This window comes from Streptomyces sp. NPDC091280 (assembly GCF_044768565.1).
Taxonomy (GTDB): Bacteria; Actinomycetota; Actinomycetes; order Streptomycetales; family Streptomycetaceae; genus Streptomyces.
Map to the genome: position 1 here is coordinate 117,838 of NZ_JBIVUZ010000018.1, position 19,958 is coordinate 137,795.

The following is a 19,958-nucleotide window of genomic DNA, read 5'->3' on the forward strand; positions in this document are numbered from 1 at the left end:
CACAACCCCTCTGCCTCCGGAGACATCTGATGCACGCTCAGCACCCCCCGCGCCCGGCCGACCCCCTCGACCTCCTCGAACTCGACACCCTGCTCACCCCGGACGAGCGCGCCGTCCGCGACTCGGTGCGCACCTTCTGCGACCGGCGGGTGGAGCCGCACATCGCCGAGTGGTTCGAGCGGGGTGCCATCGAGGACATCCGCGGCCTGACCAAGGAACTGGGCGAACTCGGCCTGCTGGGCATGCACTTGGAGGGATACGGCTGCGCGGGCATGAGCGCGGTCGACTACGGCCTGGCCTGCCTGGAACTGGAGGCGACCGACTCCGGGCTGCGCTCCCTGGTCTCCGTCCAGGGTTCGCTGGCCATGTTCGCGATCCACGCCTTCGGCTCCGAGGAGCAGAAGGAGGAGTGGCTGCCCCGGCTGGCGGCGGGCACCGCCATCGGCTGCTTCGGCCTCACCGAACCCGACTCCGGCTCCGACCCGGGCAGCATGCGCACCCACGCCCGCCGTGACGGCGCCGACTGGGTGCTCGACGGCCGCAAGATGTGGATCACCAACGGCTCGGTGGCGGACGTCGCGGTGGTCTGGGCCCGTACCGAGGACGGCGTCCGCGGCTTCGTCGTCCCCACCGACACCCCCGGCTCCTCGGCCCCCGCCATCAAGCACAAGATGTCCCTGCGGGCCTCGGTGACCAGCGAACTCGTCCTGGACGCCGTACGGCTGCCGTCGACGGCCGTCCTGCCGGGGGTACGCGGCCTTCGCGGCCCCCTGTCTTGCCTCAACGAGGCTCGCTACGGCATCGCCTGGGGCGCGATGGGGGCCGCCAGGTCGGCCTTCCGCACCGCGCTGGCCTATGCCGGCGACCGGGTCCAGTTCGACCGCCCGATCAGCTCCTTCCAGCTCACCCAGGCCAAACTCACCGACATGGCGCTGGAGTTGGCCAAGGGCACACTGCTCGCCTTCCACCTGGGCCGCATCAAGGACGACCGGGGACTGCGCCCCGAGCAGGTCAGCCACGGCAAGCTCAACAACACCCGGGCCGCGCTGGAGATCTGCCGTACGGCACGGACCGTGCTGGGTGCCAACGGCATCTCGCTGGAGTACCCGGTGATCCGGCACGCCAACAACCTGGAGTCGATCCTCACTTACGAGGGCACCGTCGAGATGCACACCCTGATGATCGGCCAGGCGCTGACCGGACAGGCGGCCTTCCGATGACCCGCATGTTCGACGCCGATGTGGCGGTCGTCGGCCTCGGGCCGGTGGGCGCCACCGCCGCCAACCTCGCCCACGACCTGGGGCTTCGCGTCGTAGCCCTCGACCGGGCGACACAGGTCGAGCCCCGGCCCCGAGCCGTCGGCTTCGATCAGGAGGCCATGCGGGTCTTCGCCGGTCTCGGCCTGGCCGACGCGATCGCGCCGCACGTGATGCCCTACCGGCCCTCCGAGTACCACAACGCGGACGGACGGGTCATCAGACGCATCGGTACCGCGCCGGCGCCCCACCCCCTGGGCTGGGCGCCCAACTACGTCTTCCTCCAGCCCCGGTTGGAGGGCGCGCTGCGACAGCGCCTGGAGCGGTGCGCGGACGTCGAGGTGCTCCTCGGGACGGAGGCGACGGGCGTACGCCTCGACGACGACGGGGTCCGCGTCGAGGCGACCGACCTCTCCGGCAGGAACCGCACCCTGCGGGCACGCTACGTCCTCGCCTGTGACGGCGGCGCCAGTCCCCTGCGGACCGCGCTGGGCCTGAGCATGCGCGACCTGGAGTTCGACGAACCCTGGCTGGTGGTCGACGTCCTGCTGCACTCCGGCGCCGGTCAGGACCTGCCCCGGACCAACGTCCAGTACTGCGAGACCGCGCGCCCCAGCACGTTCGTCGTCGGCCCGGGCAACCTGCGACGCTGGGAGTTCATGATCAACCCGGGCGAGGACCCGGAGGAGGTGTCCCGGGAGGACTTCGTACGAGGGCTCCTCTCCCGCTGGCTCGACCCGGGCGAGTACGACCTGTGGCGGGCGTCCAGCTACCGTTTCCACGCGCTCGTCCTGCGGCAGTGGCGCGCCGGGCGGTTGTTCTTCCTGGGCGACGCCGCCCACATGACACCGCCGTTCCTCGCGCAGGGCATGTGCCAGGGCATCCGCGACGCCTCCAACCTGCTGTGGAAGCTGGCACTCCACCTGCGCGGCCTCGCCGAGGAACCGCTGCTGGACACCTATCAGCGGGAACGGGAGCCGCATGTCCGGCAGGTGACACTGGCCGCCAAGGAACTGGGCAGGATCATCTGCGAACGCGACGTCGCCGCCGCCGCGGCACGCGACACCGAACTGCTCCGCGAACTGGCGGCCCGGCCCGAAGGAATCGTCCGGCAGTCCCTCATCCCCGGCCTCGCCGAGGGATTCCTCGCTCCCGTGGGATTCCCCGCGATCGGCGACCTGTTGCCCCAGCCGACCGTCACGGACGTCCGGGGCAAGGAAGACCTGCTCGACGCGTTCACCGGAAGTACCTTCCGGCTCGTGGTCCGGCACGACGTGGACGCCTCGGCCGTCGAGCGGGCCGTCTCGGCCCACCGGGCGGCGGGAGGCTTTCCGCTGCGGCTGGTCCGCATGACCACGGAGAGCACACCGGCGCGGCCGGACGAGTACCGGGAGGTGGGGCCGGTCCTCGACGAGTGGATGCGACGCAGGTCGTGCGCGGCCGTCCTCGCCCGCCCGGACCACTACGTCTTCGGCGGCGCCCGCAGCGTGGACGACGTCGCGAACCTGCTGGGCAGTGCGCAGCGCCAGCTGCGTCCCCGGGACCACCACCTGTCCGATCCTCCCTCGCCGGAACGGGGTGCGGCGTGACGGACATCCTGCGGGTCGGCGTCGTCGGCTGCGGACTGATGGGCGCGGGCATCGCCGAGATCTGCGCCAGGGCCGGTCTGGACGTGATCGTCCACGAGCGGGACGCGGACTCCGCGGAGGCGGGACTCTCGCGGATCACCGCCTCACTGAACCGCGCTGTACGACGCGGAACCCTCCAGGGCTGCGAACGCGACGAGGCCCTGGCCGCCCTGCGGGTCACCACCGACCTCCAAGACCTCGCCGACCGGGACGCGGTGATCGAGGCGGCCACGGAGGACGAACGGGTCAAGACCGGCCTCTTCGCCGACCTGGACCGGATCGTGCTCCGGCACGACGCGATCCTCGCCTCCAACACCTCGTCCCTGCCCATCATGACGCTGGGCACCGCCACCACCCGGCCGCAACAGGTGATCGGGGTGCACTTCTTCAATCCCGTGCCCGTCCTGGAACTGGTCGAACTCGTACCCTCCCTGCTGACCAGCTCCGAAACCCTCTCCAGAGCCGAGCACTTCGCCGCCTCGGTCCTCGGCAAGCGGGTGATCCGCTCACAGGACCGCGCCGGCTTCGTGGTGAACGCGCTGCTGGTGCCGTACCTGCTCTCCGCGATCCGCATGCTGGAGTCCGGCCACGCCTCGGCGAAGGACATCGACACCGGCATGGTCCTCGGCTGCGCCCACCCCATGGGTCCACTGAGCCTGGCCGACCTCATCGGCCTGGACACCCTCACCGCGATAGCCGGCGCGATGTACGAGGAGTACAAGGACCCCCGGCACACCGCACCGCCGCTGTTGCTGCGCATGGTGGGGGCGGGCCTTCTGGGCCGGAAGACGGGGCGCGGCTTTCACGAGTACACCGTCCACCTGTGACGGTCAGTGGCGTGATCGCGGCCGGCCGACGGCTCGGCACGCTCGGTCGATCGCGTCGGGGTACCTGGAACCGCCGACAGGATGTCAGCGTGAGTGGCTGTCGGTCCGGCGTTGCTCCAGCCGATTCAGCAGCTCCTCAAGGGCCGGCATGGCGTGGCCGTCGCGGCGGCCCTCGGCCAGGCAGTCGTACATGGCTTCGACATCCTGGGAACGGACCTTGCCGCCGTGGTGGAAGCGGTTGAACGCCTGATAGTCCAGCGGCAACATCTCCCGTTCGATGTTCTGGTGCGCCTGAGCCGTCTCGCGCGGACCCATGGCCTGCGCCAGTTGCTGTCCCGTCCCGCCGTGTCGCGGGAGGGTCATGATCTCGGCCTGGGCGCGGCAGGCCAGGCTCCACAGTTCCTCGTCCCGTGTCAGGGTGGCGAAGGCGGGCCAGCCGGCGAGCTCGCAAGCCGCGTACACGGGTGAGGCGGCGTTGCAGAGGACGTCGTCGACCTCGCGGCTGAGGTGACCGCACCGCGACACTCCGCTGCGCTCGTACAACTCGGTGAACTGCTGAGCGGCGGTGGCGTTGCCGGTCTCGATGCGGAAACCGGTGCGGTTGACAGGATGCCGATAGCAGATGCGCGCCTGTGCCACGTGCGCCGGGTCCGTCGGTGGGTGGACGGGCAGGTCGGCCGAGGCCTGGTGGCTGAGCATGCCCAGGAATCCGTGGGTGAGCCGGTCCTCCTCGATGCCCAGGGCCTGGAGGTGGTGCTCACGGATACCGAGACCGAAGCCGCACATGATGACGTGCGCGTCGCAGTCCCGCACCACCTTGCCCAGGTCACGCAGCAGCTGGGTGCCTGCTGGCGTCCGGCTGGTGTGGCCGTCGAGGGTGATGACGACGAACTGGAAGCCGGTGCCTGTCAGCTCCGCGATGTCATCCACGACGCGGTAGTCCTCGAAGCTCTTCAGTTCGGCGTCGTCGTAGCAGTAGAGCTGTTGTGCGGAGCTCAGCAGTGCCTTCCGTTCCGGCCGGACCAGGAACGTGACGTCGGCTTCCCCCAGGCTGAGGTGATAGCCGACGGGCAGGCCCGTGGCCCCGGCGCCGACGATGAGTACGGACGGGGTGGTCATGCGAATGCCTCCGATGGGGGAGCGGTTGGTGGGCAGGTGGTTCATCGCGTCGATCACGGCTTTTGCGGGCGCACTCCGCCGCAGGTGGTATCGCCGAACCTAAGTCCCAGTTGTGGAACTTGGTGTCACGATAGGTATTGGATTTCAGAAATGCAATCGTGGCTCTTTCGCGGTACTGTGCGATGCGTGAGTCCAACAGGCGCGCGAACCAGCACTAGAGACATCGCCCGGGGCGCCGTGCGTGCCGAACTGGCCCAGGTGGCCTTCGAGCTGTTCCGCCGTGAGGGATACGGCAACGTCACCATCAACGACCTCGCCGCCGCGGCAGGTGTGTCGCGCAGTACGTTCCTGCGCTACTTCGGCAGTAAGGAGGAGGCCGTCCTCGGCGCCTTCGATGCGCACGGTGAGCGCGTCGCCGACGCGCTGCGTGCCCGCCCGGCCGCCGAGGACGACTGGACCGCGCTACGGCATGCGCTGGACGTCGCGCTGGAGCACTACCGTCAGGACCCGGACGGGGCCCTCGCGATGACACGCCTGGTCCAAGAGACCCCGGCACTGTGCGCGCGCCGACTGGAAAAGCAGAGCGGCTGGCGGCCGACTCTGGCGCGGGCATTGGCCGAGCGAACCGGGTCGGCCGAGCAGGCGACGCTGACCCACGCCGTACGTGCTGGCGTAGCCCTGGACTGCCTGAACGTTGCGCTTGACCACTGGAGCGCAACCGATGGCCGGCTGGATCTGACCGCCCTCCTGGACGAGGCGTTTGCTGCCCTGATTGTCTCCTGACCGGCCGGAACCTCAGGATTCGACGCTTCTCGCCGACTGGAGGGTCCCGCGGGAAGCCGGTACGGGGCCGCCATGTCGACCGACTGAGCACAGGTCGTCCGTACTGACCGCTGGCCCCGTACCCGCCTCTGCGGGTACGGGGCCAGCGGCCTCCAGGGTTGGTTGTCCGACGGTCGCGAGGTCGTCCATGCCTCGGACGTTCATCGGGGCCGGGATCGACAGTTGTTCGGCTCAGGAGAGTCGGACTGGCAACTTGTCGAAGGCGACCAGCCGGTCGGTGCGGACCTCGACCGGATCTCCGGCGAGTTCGACCGAGGAGTACCGCTCTGCGACGAGGCCGAGGATCGCGCTGGTCTCCGCTCGGGCCAGCAACTGTCCGGCGCAAGCGTGGGTGCCGAGGCCGAAGGTCAGGTTGCGGCTCGCGTCAGGTGGACGGTTGTAGTCGAACGAGTCAGGGTTCTCGAACACCGCAGGGTCCCGGTTCGCCGCGCCGATCGGGTACTTGATGCAAGAGCCCGCAGGGATGTGCACGCCCTGGATCTCTATGTCCTCGTTCGGGAAGCGGGTGATGATGAGTTCGACCGGATTCAGCCGGGCCAGCTCGTTGATGAAGGAGTCCCGTATCTCGGGGCGTCGGCCGAACTCGGCCATCAGGTCCGGACGTTCGGCGAACAGCTTGAATCCGGCGCCGATGAGGTAGGCGGGGTTTGGGCCGCCCGACATGTACAGCAGCACTGTGGTCTCCAGGACCTCACGCCAGGTGAGCTCACCGCGCCCGTGAGCCGCGAGGAGTTCGTCTACCAGGCCGTTTCCGGGTTGCTCGGCGCTTTGCTTCTCCCGCACGTACCGCTCGGTCTCGGAGAACATGAAGTTCATACCGGCCAATGACCTGGCGTGGATGCCCTCGCCTGGCGCGGTTGCGTTGATGAGCATCGCGTCCCACAGTGCCCAGAACATCCCTTCGACGTCGCCCACGGGCATGTCGAGGATGCGGCACATCGTCAGGTGGGTCGGCAGCACTCCCAGATCGAAGTGGGCGTCAACCACTTCGCCGGGGCTGAGCCGGTCGAGCGCCTCTACCGTGAAGTCGTGCGTCAGCTGAGCCCAGGTGCTGATCCGCTTAGGCGTCAGCCAGCGATTGGTGAGCCGACGCATGCGGGTGTGCTCCGGCGCGTCCTTCGACAGGACCGTGTTGTCGAACGCGGTCCACGGGTGTGGCGGCGCATCGGGGACCGCAAAGGACGCTGGCTCTGCGATCCGCATACACGGAAGTTTCGCGTTGTGCATGGTGTCCGCGTGGTTCAGCACCACGTAGGTGTTCTCAGTCGTCCGGTGCACCGGCGCGATCGTCCGAGCGCGCTCGTATGCCGGGTACGGGTCGGCCCTGAACTTCTCGTCGTTCCACGGGAACAGCGCTGAGGCGTCCTCGATGGTCAGGCTCATGGTCACTCCTTCTGTTCTGGCCGGCCAGAACCGGGTCAGGCGTTCACAAGGGTCAGGAGGTCGCCAGCCCACACCTCGGCGAGGTCGGTGGCCGGCGTCGTCGAAGCGGCGTCATGCCTGGCCGTGGTCCCGATCTGCTCCGCGCCGAGATCCAGGAGGGCCCTACGGATGGTGTCGATGGCGTTGTTGAACGTCTCGTAGACGCTGTCGCCGAGACCGAACGCCGCGAACCGCAGGCTGGTCAGGTCGGGACGCTCTGTCATGAGCGCGTCGTAGAACGGCGCTGCCGTCTCGGGCAGTCCGCCCTCGCCGTAGGTGGAACTCACGAACACGGCGATCTCCATGGCCGCCAGGTCGGACACCTCTATGTCGGTCAGCTCCGCGGTGGCGGTCTCGAATCCCTGGCCTCCGAACGCGGCGGCGATGTCGTCGGCGACCATCTCCGCGTTGCCCGACTCGGTCCCGAACAGGATGTGTACGACAGTCATCTCACTTCTCCTGGGTTGCCGCCGGCCCGGTGATGGCCTGCGAGATGGAAGACAGGACGTCGGAACCCGCCGCAGCGGCGAGGAGTTCGTCCCTGCTCGTGAACTTCGTCCGACACCGGTCGGGCCGAGCGCGGCGGATCTCCGCCTCATCCATGCGTCGCCACGCCTCGAAGTCCACGGTCGAGGGAGACAGTTGGCCGCGCAGCCCGTCCAGGCCCGCACGGTGCTGATGCTGTTGACTGCGGAGGAAGGCGATGACGTCCCTCGCCGTGTCCGCCGCGAGCTTCCGGTTCTCCGCCAGATTGCCCAGGCGGCCGGTGGCCGGACCGCCCACGCGGAACACGTTGGGAGCCTCAAGGCCGCCGAACCGCGCCGCCTGTGCCGTGGAGGACTCGAATCCGAGTGCCGTAATGACGGTGTCGGCGTCGAGATGGTCGACCAGGCTGCTGTTGCCGGGACGGTGCGTTGTCACGCGGATCCGGCCGTCGTGCCGTCGGATCGCGGCCGGAACGCGCTCGAACCGCACCTCCACCGTCGTCCGCGGAGACACCCCTGGCTCACCGGGCAGAGGCGTGCCGTCCACACTTACTTGGACGCCGACGACATGGGCGAGTTCCTTCACCATCGGCGCGTCCCACTTCGCCAGATGCGACGGACATCGCCCCAGGATATGAATGGTCTGCACGGGATCCGGGATCACCGCGCGCAGTGCTTCGTCGTCGACGTCGGACGCAATGAAGTCCAGGTCGGACTTGCACAGCAGTCGTGCGACATCGACCGCGACGTTTCCGGTACCGAGGATGACGACCTCGGCGCCAAGACTGTCGAGACCGCCCTGCCGGAGACGCAGGCGGGCGTCCGGATCCGAGTTCAGCAGCCGGATCAGGTCACCCGCGCCGACGACCCGGGCGCCGGGATCCTGGTCGATGTCCAGCTGGCGGTCCGATCCCAGCCCGGTGGCGAGTACGACGGCGTGGAAGTTATCGAGCAGCGACTCGAAGCCGACGTCGGTCCCGACGGATACGTTGCCCACGAACTCCACTCCTGGCTGTGCGAACACTCGCTCGAACTGGCGCGACACGGCTTTGGCGCCCTGGTGGTCCGGTGCGATGCCGTACCGGACCAGCCCGAAGGGCGTCGGCAGGGAGTCGAAGACAGCGATCTCGATGTCCGGCTGTCCCTTGCGCAGAGCCTGAGCCGTGTAACACCCGCTGGGGCCGGCGCCGACGACCGCGATCCGGAACGGGACTCCGTCGCCGGTTGCGGCAGCCGCTCGGGTCGGCGCTGTCTGTGCCGGAGTTTTCATGGCTACCTCGGTTGCAGCGGAAGGGGCGTTCGGCAGGTGCGATGAATTGTAGCTAACGAACGATAGTTAGCATCAGGGGTGCCGGCCTCGTTCTCGCGAAGGACGTGATCGCTGGATCGAGGTCGGCCCCCGTCAGGGGAACGCCGTCACAGTTCCTGACGGCCGATGCGCTGGTAGACCTCGGGACGTCGGCCGCGCAGAATCCGGGCGTGGACCATCCCGACCAGGAACAGGGCGAAGGTGAAGAACAGGAAGAACGACGTGACGAAGCCGGAGCCGCCCAGCAGGTCCGAGTAGTTCGCCACTGCGAGGTACGCCACCACTCCGATCCCGGCGGCTGACACGAGCGGTGCCAACGCGGTCTTCCACATGGGTTCGGTGGATGGATTACGGCGGAAGTAGAAGTACACCGCAACGCTCGCCGCGAACAGGAGCAGCAGGATCGCGAAGGAGCCGATGCCGGACGCGCGCGCGTACAGGACGTTCGGGTCGCTGCCCAGTGCCACGAACAGGACCACACCGATCGCCCACAGCGCACCGATGAGGGACGCGGCCACGTACGGCGACCCGTGCCTGGGGTGCACCTTGCCCAGCGTCTTCGGTACCACCCCGTCGGTACCGAGGGAGTGCATGTACCGAGCCGCGACGTTGTGGATGGACAGCATCGACGCCAGGATCGAGGTCATCAGCAGGACAGTGACGACGTCCACCACGGTCTTGCCGACCAGCGCGGTCATCGAGTCGGTGAACAGCCCACCGAGGTTGGCTGTGGCGACCGACTGCGCCTTGTCGGCACCGGTGAAGGCGATGTAGGCCCACGCGGCCAGTGCGTAGAAGACGCCGATGCCCACGACGGACAGGTAGGTGGCCCGGGGGATGGTCCGGTCGGGGTCCTTGACCTCCTCGCGGAAAATGACGGTGGCCTCGAAGCCGAAGAAGTTGCCCACCACGAACAGGAGGGCGAGACCGATGTTGGGGTCGGTGACCCAGGGCAGGCTCAGTGAGGCACCTCCGGTGCCGGACGGGGCCCCGTGCGCGAACGAGGCGACATCGAATACGACGACGACCACGACTTCGAGCAGCATGACGGCGGTCAGTACCTTCGCCGAGAGGTCGATGCGCCGGTAGGCCAGCGCGGTGGTCACCGCGACGATCGCCAGCGCGTACCAGCCCCAGCCGATGTGGGGGCCGTGGAGGTTCTTCTCCACGTAGCTCTGGATGGTGATGGCGAAGAACGGCGGGGCGAAGAACCCGATCATGAAGTAGCCGAACGTCGCCAGGAACGCTCCGCCCAGACCGGCCGAGCGCCCCAGCCCCTGCGTCACGAAGGCGTAGAAGCCGCCGGGGTTAGGGACGGTGCGGCCCATCAGGGTGAAGCCGACGCAGAAGGCGAGGAGTACGACCGTCGCCACGATGTAGATCGCCGGTCCGGTCTTGCCGCCGTACATCAGCAACACCGGAATGAACCCCGCCACCGTCGTCAGCGGCGCGGAGAACGCGAGCACGCTCATCGCGAGCTCGCCGACGCCCATGCTGCCCTGCAGTCGTCGCGGCTGTTCCACGACTTCCGCCTCTCGTTTCGCACCACTCACGGTGGGGACCTGCTCGCGTCTTGCCATGAGTTTCTCTTCCTGGTGGGGCCCACCCGAGCTACCGCGGGGCCGGTTGGGGTTGGTGTCGCCTCCCGAGGGATGCCGTCCTGTTCGGGACGTGCTCACCGCGTGGAGCTTGCTGCGTCGGCGTCAGTGCCCGCGCAGACGTTCGGGTGTGGGGGAAGTGGCCGTGGCGCGATGCTGGTCCGGTCAGGTGACCAGGTCCGACAACGGTCGACCCGTCAGTGCCTGCCGGGCGCGCAGCACCACGGCTTCCTGCAGCGCGTCCATCGCCAGTTCGGACCGCCACGCGACGTGTGGGGTCATCACCAGGTTCGGCACGCCGCGCAGTACGTGATCGGCCGGCAGCGGCTCCGTCGTGAAGGTGTCGAGCCCCGCACCCGCCAGATGGCCGGAGCGCAGCGCGTCCGCCAGCGCGGCCTCGTCGACGAGGCCGCCCCGCGAGACGTTGACGATGACCGTGTGCGGCCTCATGCGCCGGATGACCTCGGCCGACACCAGGTTTCGGGTCTCTGCCGACAATGGCAGGTGCAGTGACACCACGTCTGACTGTTCGAGCAGTTCCTTCAGCGGCGCGGCCGGCACCGACTCGAAGGTCGCGAACGGGTCGTAGGCGCGGACGTTGGTGCCCAGGGCCGCGTACCACCGGGCGACCTGGCGGCCGATCCGGCCCATGCCCACGACCGCGACGTCCAGTTGGGAGAAGCGTGGCGTGTCCATCCCGATGCTGCCCGCCCACTGGCCGGCCTCGATGGCCGACTGCCCCGCCGGGATGCGGCGCGCCAGCAGCAGCCCCATCGTGAGCGCGTGCGACGCGACCTCCTCCGTGGCCGCACCTGGCACGATCGCGACAGGGACACCCTTTTCCCGTGCAGCCGTCACGTCGATGTTGTCGTAGCCGATGCCGTACCGGATCACGGCGATGCACTCGTTCATCGCGGCGAAGTCCTGGGCCTCGACGGGTGCGTACGGGGTCACCATCACCACGGTGGCTTCTGGGATCGACGCGCGGAACGCCTGGCGGTCCGGTGCCACCATGAACTCCAGCCCGAACTCATCGGCCAATGCCCGCTCCCGCTCCAGGCTCGGATATTGCTGCGGACCGACAAGGAGTAGACCGCCGACATGACCGGTGGTGTCGGCCGGGATTTCGGTGCTGCTTGCAAGGGACATTTCAACAGCCGCCTAAACCTGTTCGCGGGGAAAGTGAAATGAAACGTAAGTACCGACGAACAGTCCGTCAACGGGTTCGGTGCGGTGGAATCGGAATACGTCGGAACTGGAAACAGTGTGTTGCTGGAACCGGATGGATCGGGTTGCCAGGAGACTCTAGCTAACTAACGCAAGTTAGCCTAAGATGGGTGCGGAGTGTCACATCTGGAGGTGTACGGCCGTGAACGTGCGACAACTTCAAGCTTTCCTCGCGGTCGCCGAACACCTGCACTTCGGCCGTGCCGCGGAGCAGCTCTTCATGGCCCAGGCCCCGTTGAGCCGCACCATCCAGGCACTGGAGGCCGAGCTTGGCAGCCGCTTGTTCGAGCGCAACACCCGCTCGGTCACCCTCACTCCCGCAGGCAAGGCGCTCATCGGGCCGGCCCGTGAAGTGCTCGACGCCGTCGCCGTCGCCGAGGCTGCTGTCAGTGCGGCGGTATCCGGTGAGTCGGGCACCGTCCGGGTCGAGTTCTGCGGGGTTGCGGCGCATCCCCTGGTGGCCGCCCTCTCCCGCGCTATGCGTGCTGATCACCCGGGTATCCGACTCGATCTCACCTCGCAGGCCGTCTCCAGGCCGACGATCCGCCGCCTGCTGGACGAAGAGGTGGACGTTGGACTTGGGCGGTTCGACAACCTGCCGCCCGGCCTTGACAGCGAGGTCCTGATTGCTGACTCGCTCGTGGTCGCGATGCCCCGGACCCACCGGCTCGCCGGCTCCCAGGTCGTCTCCTTTCATGACGTGGCCTCCGAGCCGTTCGTCTCGCTGCCCTATGCCACGGGGTCGGTCACTACCGACCGACTGTGGCGTCTCGGCTACGCACACGGCGCCGGTGGCGTGAACAACGTGCAGTTCGCCCCCGACACCTCTTCCTGTCTGGCTCTGGTCGGAGCGGAGGTCGGCTGCCATCTCGCCCTGCGATCCGTCTCCCGCTCGACGGCCAATCCCAACGTCGTCTTCATCCCGCTCGTACGACGCGAATGCGAACTCGTACCCGACGTACACCTGCGTGCGGCGTGGCGATCCGGGGCCGCGGACCTGCCCGTCGATGTCGCACTAGGACATCTGCGCCGTTGCCTGCAGCACGAGCGATCGGCCGCCGTCGCCTGAACGGGCACGTTGCCGCATCGATCATTCCAGTTTTGGAAACAATCGCCCGCCGCCTTCGCATCAATGCGATCTGGCGATCAACATTTTCTGGACGTAGCGTCACGTTGTCGAAATCGCACTCGACTCCATCCGGAAATTCAGGCGAAACAATGACCGCGTGGAAACGCGCCGCGTCCGCCGTGCCGGCCGAGTTGTTTTCCGTGCGCGAGATCCCGCAAAGGAGCAATACATGGGCACCGAAGAAACCGTGCGTGAGATCGATGCGCTCGTCGTGGGAACCGGCCTGGGCGGCGTCATGGCACTGCGCACGCTCACCGCCGACGCCGGTCTCGACGCGATCGCCATCGACAAGGCGCCGAAGATCGGTGGTACCTGGTACTGGAACCGCTACCCCGGCGCCCTTTCCGACACGCAGAGCTTCATGTACCAGCTGCCCTACGACCGGGAACTGTTCCAGCGGACCGACTGGCGCACGCGCTACGTGCCCGGGCCGGAGATCCGCCAGTACGTCGAGGACGCCGTCGACTTCTGGGACCTGCGCTCCCGGATCCAGTTGGAGACCACCCTGGTCAGTGCGGCCTTCGACGAAGAGAGCGCACGCTGGCACATCGTCACCGACAGGGGCGAGTTCCGTGCCCGCTTCCTGGTCACCGCCGCCGGCCTGCTCTCTCGGATCAACATCCCCGACTTCCCCGGCATCGACCAGTTCCAGGGCCGTATCGTCCACACGGCCGACTGGCCCGAGGACCTCGACATTACGGGCCTGCGTGTCGGTGTCATTGGCAACGGCTCCACCGGCATCCAGTTCATGACCGAGGCCGCGAAGACCGTCGCCCATCTGACCTCCTTCCAGCGCACCGCGCAGTACACGGTCCCGGCCGGGAACCGCGAGTGGTCCGAGGCAGAGCTGGAGCAGTTCAAGGCCACCTGCGAGGACCGCTGGGAGGAGTTCCGCACCTCCAAGATCGGCTTCGGTGTCGACGAGACCACGCGCAGCATCTGGAGCGTCTCGGAGGAGGAGCGCGAGGCCATCTTCGAGTGGGCCTGGCGCAAGGGCGGCAACTACACCTTCGCCAACGAGACCTTCTGCGATGTCACCAGCGACCGTGCCGCCAACGAACTCGCCGCCGACTTCATCAAGCGGAAGATCAAGGCGATCGTCAAGGACCCGGAGACGGCGCGCAAGCTCACCCCGACCGAGCTGTTCGCCCGGCGCCCCATCTGCGACTCCGGCTACTTCGACATCTTCAACCAGCCCAACGTCACCCTGGTCAGCACCCGGGAGAACCCTGTCGTGGAGTTCGTGGCGGGCGGCATCGTCACCGAGGACGGCACCCTTCACGAACTCGACGTCCTGGTGCTCGCCACCGGCTTCGACGCCGTCGAGGGCAGCTACCGCAACATGGACATCCGCGGCACCGGTGGCCGGACGCTCAAGGAGCACTGGGCTGACGCCCCCCGCAGCCACATGGGCATGACCGTGTCCGGTTTCCCGAACCTGTTCATGGTCCTCGGCCCCAACGGCCCGTTCGTCAACAACCCCTCCGCCATCGGCGTCCAGGCCAAGTGGATCGCCCAGGCCGTCAAGAGCGTCAAGGACACCCCCGGCGCCTCCATCTGGCTGCGCCAGGAGGCCGAGGAGAACTGGCTCCAGACCTGCCTCGACGCCCTGAAGGGCTCCCTGTTCCTGGAGACCGGGTCGTGGATCTTTGGCAACAACATCCCCGGCAAGCGCAAGGCCCGGACGGCCAACTTCTACGTCGGCGGCCTCGACAGGTTCATTGCGATCTCCGAGGCCGAAGCGGCCCAGGGATACCCCAGCTACGAGGTCCGCGTCCCGTCCGCGGTCTGACCCCACCCCTCCCGCAAGCGGTTTGGAGAAGCAAGCCATGCCCACCTACAAGACCATCTCGCCGCTCGACGGTGCAGTGCTCGCCGAGTACACGATGATGACCGACACCGAGGTCACCGAGGCGCTCACCCGCGCCGCCGACGCCTACCGCGACTGGGCCCACGCCGGGATCGAGGACCGGGTCGCCCTGCTGGCCCGTATCGCAGAGTTGCACCGCGAGCGAAGCGCCGAACTCGCCGAGGCCATGGTGACCGAGATGGGCAAGCCTCTCGCCCAGGCCGAGGGCGAGGTCAATCTCTCCGCCTCGATCTACGAGTACTACGCGACCGCGGGCGCCCGGCTGCTGGCCGACGAGGTGATCGAGGTCGGTGCCGGGGGACGGGCCGTCGTCCGGACGGCTCCCATGGGTCCGGTGCTCGGGATCATGCCGTGGAACTTCCCGCTCTACCAGGTGGCGCGGTTCGTCGCCCCCAACCTGCTGCTCGGCAACACCGTCCTCCTTAAGCACGCCCGCTCCTGCACCCGCACCGCGCTCCTCATCGACGCCGTGGTCGCCGACGCGAAAGCCCCGAAGGGTGTCTACGAGAACCTCATTGTGTCCTCCTCGCAGATCGGCGCCCTCATCGCGGACGCCCGGCTACAGGGCGTTTCGCTGACCGGCTCCGAGGAGGCCGGCCGGACAGTGGCCGAACAGGCCGGCCGACACCTCAAGAAGTGCGTCCTCGAACTCGGAGGCTCGGACCCCTTCATCGTCCTGCCCGACGCCGACCTCGACCTCGCACTTGACCTGGCCGCAACCGGCCGGTTCAGCAACGCGGGCCAGTCCTGCACCTCCTCCAAGCGCCTGATCGTCCACAGCGACGTCTACGACCGGTTCCTGGCGGGGTTCCTCGACCGCGCGAAGCAGTGGAACACCGGTGATCCGCTGACCCCGGAGACCCGCATCGGCCCGATGGCGTCCGAGTCCGGCCGGCGCGAGATCGCCGAGCAGGTCGAGGACGCCGTCGCCAAGGGCGCCGAACTGCACCTGGGCGGAGTGCTCCCCGACGGTCCGGGTGCCTTCTACCCGGCGACCGTCATCACCGGGGTCACCCCGGACATGCGCGCCCACAGCGAGGAACTCTTTGGACCTGTGGCCGTCCTGTACAAGGTCGACTCCGTGGAGGAGGCCGTCGAGCTGGCGAACGACTCCCGGTTCGGGCTCGGCTCCGCCGTGTTCACCCGCGACGAGGACCTCGCCGCGGACATCGCTGAGCGCCTGGAGGTCGGCATGGTCGGCCTCAACACCCTCATCCGCAGCCAGCCCGACCTGCCGTTCGGCGGCGTCAAGGCCTCCGGCATCGGCCGCGAACTCGGCCGCCTCGGCCTGGACGAGTTCGCCAACAAGAAGATGATCCGTCTCTCCTGACGGGTCCTCACACGGCGCCCTGCTCGCGACCTCCCCGGCGGGCAGGGCGCAGCCATGAACGGCACACACCGCCCTGCGACTCACCCCCCGAAGGGACATGACATGAAGCTCGTTTCCTACGACCGCGGCGCCGGCTCGGAGCCGGGACTGCTCCACAGTGACCAGGTGTTCGGCCTCGGCGCCGCGCTCCGGGCCGCCGGGCTCCAGGCCTCCTCGGACCTGCCGTCCGTCCGCGCTTTCCTCCAAGTCCACGGCGACCAGTTGCCGGACATTGCCGCTGCCGTAGGACCTGTCCTCGATGGCGGTGCCCTGGACCCCGTGGGGGTTCTCGACTCCGTGAAACTCGGCCCGCCGATCACCGACCCGCTCAAGGTCCTCTGCGTCGGCCTGAACTACTCCGACCACGTCGGTGAGACCGGCCGTGCCATGCCGGCCCATCCCGACCTGTTCGCGAAGTTCGCCAGCAGCCTGATCGGTCCCTACGACGCCATCGACCGGTCCGACGTCACCGACAACCTCGATTTCGAGGGCGAACTCGCCGTCGTCATCGGCCGGGAGTGCGGCCGGGTCGCCGAGGGCGACGCCTTGTCGTACGTCGCTGGTCTGTCCGTCCTCAACGACATCACCGCTCGCGACCTCCAGTACCGCGGCACCCAGTGGCTCGCGGGCAAGGCCGTGGACCGGGCGACACCGTTCGGGCCGGCGATCGTCACCCTGGATGAGATCGGTGACCCGCAGACGCTGGACATCGAAACCTTTGTCAACGGCACCCGTGTCCAGGGCTCCAACACCAGGCACATGATCTTCCCGGTCGCCAGGATCGTCTCGTACATCAGCCAGTTCCTCACCCTCAGCCCCGGCGACGTGATCGCCACCGGTACCCCCGAGGGCATCGGTGCCAAGCGGACTCCGCCCCTGTGGCTGCGCCCTGGTGACAAGGTCGAGGTTGTCCTGGAGAAGGTCGGGATCCTCCACAACGAGATCCACTGAGCCGTCACACGCCGTATGTCTGCGGAGCCGAGCCCTTGGGCCGGCTCCGCAGACGCTTTGCCGGCATCCCCTGGCCGATGGCCAGGGGATGCCGCTTCAGACGCGTGACGCGAACAACTCGGCCAGATGCTGCGTCGGCACCTGGGCCAGGTCGTCCAGTTGGATGCGGCAGGACATGCCGTCCGCGAGGAACACCGCGTCCGCGTGGCCGCGCACTGCGGGCAGCAGGTGTGTCTCGGCCACTGCGACGCTCACGTCGTAGTGGCCCTTCTCCACACCGAAGTTGCCGGCGAGACCGCAGCAGCCCTGCACCTTGGTGACGGTCGCGCCGGCCTTCTCCAGCAGTCGGTGGTCGGTGTCCCAGCCGATGACGGCGCTGTGGTGGCAGTGAGGCTGTGCGACTACCTCCACGCCGGTCAGGTCGGGCAGCGGCAGGTCGAGACGTTCGACCAGCTCGGCGAAGCTGACTACCCCCGAGGCCACCACGTCCACATCCTGGTCGTCGCACAGCTCTCTGGAGTCGCTGCGCAAGGACGCGAGGCACGACGGTTCAAGCGCGAGTACTGGGGCTCCACTGCGGACGTAGGGCACCAGGGTCCGCACGGTCCGACCGACGATGGTCCGGGCCCGGTCGAGTTGTCCGGTCGTGATCCAGGTCAGGCCGCAGCAGGCATCCTCTTGGATGACGCGGACCGTGAGGCCGCGTGACGTTAGGAACCGGATCGCCGACAGGCCGGACTCGGGGAAGAAGTGGTCCGTGAACGAGTCTGCCCAGATCCACACGTCGGGTGGTGCGGCTTCCGCGTGCGAGGCGTCCGTAGCTTTCCTAAGGGTGGGGGAGGCGAACTGCGGTACGGACCGCCGGTGATCGATGCCGGCAGCCCACTTGGCCACGGCGGCGAGCGGTCTGAGACGCAGAAGCAGGTTGGCCGGCCGCGCCAGCGGCGCAGCGAGCCGGGCCCACTTCGGAAGCCGTCCGAGGAACAGATGCGACCGTGGTCGGCGCAGACCGGCGACGTCGTGCCGCTGGTGCAGTACCTCGCTTTTGTAGGTGGCCATGTCGACGCCGCTGGGACAGTCGCTCGAACATCCCTTGCACGCGAGACACAGATCCAGCGCCTCGGCCACTGCTGTGTCCTCCAGACCACCGCGCAACAGGCCGCCGTCGAGCGCCTCCTGCAGTACCCGGGCACGACCACGGGTCGAGTCCCGTTCGTCCTTCGTGGCGAGATAGGACGGGCACATCACCCCCGCGGTCTTCGGCGCCACGCACTTCCCGACACCGGTGCAGCGGTGCACGGCGGCCCCGAGGTCCCTGGCGTCGTGCACCAGCCGCAGTCCAGGATGCACGGATGCCTGGGGGCGCACTGGGCGGAGGTCGTCGGTGATCGGAACCGGTTCGGCGATGATGCCGGGATTGAGGATGTCGTCGGGATCGCAGATGGCCTTCACCCGTCGGAACAGGGCAAGGGACGTCTCGTCGTACATCAGCGGCAGCAACTCGCCGCGGACCCGGCCGTCACCGTGCTCGCCGGACAGGGTGCCTCGGTAGTCGCGCAGCCGTGTCGCACAGGCCGTCATGAAGTCGCGGAACACCCCGGCCGAGGCCGGGTCGCCGGGCCGGAACGGGAAGTCGATACGACAGTGGACGCAGCCGTCGCCGAAGTGCCCGTACGGGACGCCCCGAAGACCGTGCGCCCGCAGGATTTCCTCGAAGTCGCGCAGCCACGCGCCGAGATGCTCCGGCGGAACGGCGGCGTCCTCCCAACCGCCGTACGCGGGAGTCGGCAGCGAGCGGCCCGCGAGCCCGGCGCCGTCCTCACGGATGCGCCACAGCGCCGCAGCCTCCCGAGGGTCGGCGACGAGCCTGGAGTCCAGGGCGGAGCCAGCGGCTACGAGCCGCCGCGCCGTATCCGTCGCGTCCTCGCCCGCTACCTCTGCGAACAACCAGCCGCCCCCCTTCGGCAGGTCGGGGACGGCAGAGCCCTTCGCGCGCACCAGATCCACGATGCGTGAATCCATGCCTTCGCACGCGACGAGACGGCCGGGCACTGCCGCGAGCAGCGCCGGTACGGCATCGGCCGCGTCGGCCATCGTCGGGTACCCGAGCACCAGCATCCTGCGTTGGACGCGGTCGTCGACCAGCCGGACGGTCGCCTCCAGGACCGTGGCCAGCGTTCCCTCGCTCCCTACCAGGAACCGTTCCACACGGCGTCGCTCGGGCAGCAGGTGCTCCAGCCCGTAGCCGCTGACCTGGCGGCCGAAGCGGCCGAACTCGGTACGCAGGTGGGCCAGGTTGGCGTCGCCGACGGCCGCCAGTCGCCTCGCGGTCTCACCGGCGGCCAAGCCGCGCTGTTCCAGGGCGAGTTCGCCGTTCCCGTACAGGACCCGCAGCGATTCGACGTTGTCCACCGTCCGGCCGTAGCCCAACGCGCGCGATCCGCAGGCGTTGTTTCCGATCATTCCGCCGACCGTGCAGCGGCTGTGCGAGGACGGGTCAGGTCCGAATCGCAGCCCATAGGGGGCTGCCTCGCGCTGCAGGTCCGCGTGGACCACGCCCGGCTCCACGCGCGCCGTGCGCGCGTCAGGATCGATGCCGAGTACCCGGTTGAACCGCCTGGTGTCGACGACGACGCCGCTTCCGACCGCGTTGCCGGCGATGCTGGTGCCTGCGCCTCGCATCGTCACCGGTATCCGCAGTTCACGTGCCACCTCGTGGGCGGCGATCACGTCGTCCTCGCCGCGCGCCTTCACGACGGCGGAAGGGACGACGCGGTAGAGGCTAGCGTCCGACGAGTACAGGGCTCGGGTCAGTGGGGAGTCGTCGAACTCGACGCCCGCAACGCGGAGCGCGGCGGCCAGTTCGGCGCGGGACGCCGTCGACAAGTCGTCAGGGGCTCCGCCAGATACTTGCTGTGCTTGAAC

Annotated in this window: 15 protein-coding genes; 8 read left to right on the forward strand and 7 right to left on the reverse strand. The window is 68.3% G+C overall.

All coding sequences use genetic code 11. From position 1 onward, the window contains the following. The first annotated feature begins 29 nt into the window (after positions 1 to 29). Genes ACIQPR_RS42245 through ACIQPR_RS42255 form a run of 3 tightly spaced genes read left to right on the forward strand, consistent with a single transcriptional unit; the run spans position 30 to position 3,711 of the window. Complete coding sequence (locus tag ACIQPR_RS42245; RefSeq protein WP_403660587.1) at positions 30 to 1,220, forward strand: acyl-CoA dehydrogenase family protein; 1,191 nt, start codon at positions 30 to 32, stop codon at positions 1,218 to 1,220. Beyond that, the gene (locus ACIQPR_RS42250; protein WP_403660590.1) at positions 1,217 to 2,845 is read left to right on the forward strand and encodes a bifunctional 3-(3-hydroxy-phenyl)propionate/3-hydroxycinnamic acid hydroxylase; all 1,629 of its coding nucleotides are present in this window, start codon (positions 1,217 to 1,219) and stop codon (positions 2,843 to 2,845) included. The genes ACIQPR_RS42245 and ACIQPR_RS42250 overlap by 4 nt, the downstream gene beginning before the upstream one ends. Beyond that, on the forward strand, positions 2,842 to 3,711 hold the full coding sequence (locus ACIQPR_RS42255; protein ID WP_403660593.1) for a 3-hydroxybutyryl-CoA dehydrogenase: 870 nt from the start codon (positions 2,842 to 2,844) through the stop codon (positions 3,709 to 3,711). Before ACIQPR_RS42250 ends, ACIQPR_RS42255 begins: the two co-directional genes overlap by 4 nt. 84 nt (positions 3,712 to 3,795) lie before the next feature. Here ACIQPR_RS42255 and ACIQPR_RS42260 read toward each other — a convergent pair whose 3' ends face one another. After that, positions 3,796 to 4,830 carry a ketopantoate reductase family protein gene (locus ACIQPR_RS42260; protein ID WP_403660596.1) on the reverse strand — a complete coding sequence of 345 codons (1,035 nt, stop codon included), beginning with the start codon at positions 4,828 to 4,830 and terminating at the stop codon, positions 3,796 to 3,798. A gap of 237 nt (positions 4,831 to 5,067) precedes the next feature. Here ACIQPR_RS42260 and ACIQPR_RS42265 point away from each other — a divergent pair, with 237 nt between their 5' ends. Further along, positions 5,068 to 5,613, forward strand: a complete 546-nt coding sequence (locus ACIQPR_RS42265; protein ID WP_403660599.1) for a TetR/AcrR family transcriptional regulator — start codon at positions 5,068 to 5,070, stop codon at positions 5,611 to 5,613. Positions 5,614 to 5,844: 231 nt separating this feature from the next. Here ACIQPR_RS42265 and ACIQPR_RS42270 read toward each other — a convergent pair whose 3' ends face one another. The 5 genes from ACIQPR_RS42270 to ACIQPR_RS42290 form a co-directional block, all read right to left on the reverse strand. Beyond that, positions 5,845 to 7,056 (reverse strand): cytochrome P450, encoded by a 1,212-nt coding sequence (locus ACIQPR_RS42270; protein WP_403660602.1) that lies wholly within the window; start codon positions 7,054 to 7,056, stop codon positions 5,845 to 5,847. Between the two features lie 35 nt (positions 7,057 to 7,091). Then, positions 7,092 to 7,544, reverse strand: coding sequence for a flavodoxin domain-containing protein (locus ACIQPR_RS42275; protein WP_403660605.1), 453 nt, complete (start codon positions 7,542 to 7,544; stop codon positions 7,092 to 7,094). A 1-nt stretch (position 7,545) separates the two neighbouring features. Next, on the reverse strand, positions 7,546 to 8,850 hold the full coding sequence (locus tag ACIQPR_RS42280; RefSeq protein WP_403660608.1) for an FAD-dependent oxidoreductase: 1,305 nt from the start codon (positions 8,848 to 8,850) through the stop codon (positions 7,546 to 7,548). Positions 8,851 to 8,996: 146 nt separating this feature from the next. Next, positions 8,997 to 10,469 (reverse strand): APC family permease, encoded by a 1,473-nt coding sequence (locus ACIQPR_RS42285; protein ID WP_403660611.1) that lies wholly within the window; start codon positions 10,467 to 10,469, stop codon positions 8,997 to 8,999. A 183-nt stretch (positions 10,470 to 10,652) separates the two neighbouring features. After that, positions 10,653 to 11,528, reverse strand: coding sequence for a C-terminal binding protein (locus tag ACIQPR_RS42290; RefSeq protein WP_403660614.1), 876 nt, complete (start codon positions 11,526 to 11,528; stop codon positions 10,653 to 10,655). 328 nt (positions 11,529 to 11,856) lie between these two features. Here ACIQPR_RS42290 and ACIQPR_RS42295 point away from each other — a divergent pair, with 328 nt between their 5' ends. From ACIQPR_RS42295 to ACIQPR_RS42310, 4 genes are all read left to right on the forward strand, one after another. Continuing rightward, positions 11,857 to 12,783 carry a LysR substrate-binding domain-containing protein gene (locus ACIQPR_RS42295; protein WP_403660617.1) on the forward strand — a complete coding sequence of 309 codons (927 nt, stop codon included), beginning with the start codon at positions 11,857 to 11,859 and terminating at the stop codon, positions 12,781 to 12,783. Positions 12,784 to 13,012: 229 nt separating this feature from the next. Beyond that, a complete protein-coding gene (locus ACIQPR_RS42300; protein ID WP_403660620.1) occupies positions 13,013 to 14,635 on the forward strand; it encodes a flavin-containing monooxygenase in 1,623 nt (540 codons plus the stop codon). Positions 14,636 to 14,672: 37 nt separating this feature from the next. After that, complete coding sequence (locus ACIQPR_RS42305; RefSeq protein ID WP_403660623.1) at positions 14,673 to 16,043, forward strand: NAD-dependent succinate-semialdehyde dehydrogenase; 1,371 nt, start codon at positions 14,673 to 14,675, stop codon at positions 16,041 to 16,043. A 102-nt stretch (positions 16,044 to 16,145) separates the two neighbouring features. Beyond that, on the forward strand, positions 16,146 to 17,033 hold the full coding sequence (locus ACIQPR_RS42310) for a fumarylacetoacetate hydrolase family protein (protein ID WP_403660626.1): 888 nt from the start codon (positions 16,146 to 16,148) through the stop codon (positions 17,031 to 17,033). 96 nt (positions 17,034 to 17,129) lie between these two features. On the opposite strand, the gene ACIQPR_RS42315 is transcribed toward ACIQPR_RS42310, so the two are convergent. Beyond that, the gene (locus ACIQPR_RS42315; protein WP_403660628.1) at positions 17,130 to 19,919 is read right to left on the reverse strand and encodes an FAD-binding and (Fe-S)-binding domain-containing protein; all 2,790 of its coding nucleotides are present in this window, start codon (positions 19,917 to 19,919) and stop codon (positions 17,130 to 17,132) included. Between the last annotated feature and the right edge of the window lie 39 nt (positions 19,920 to 19,958).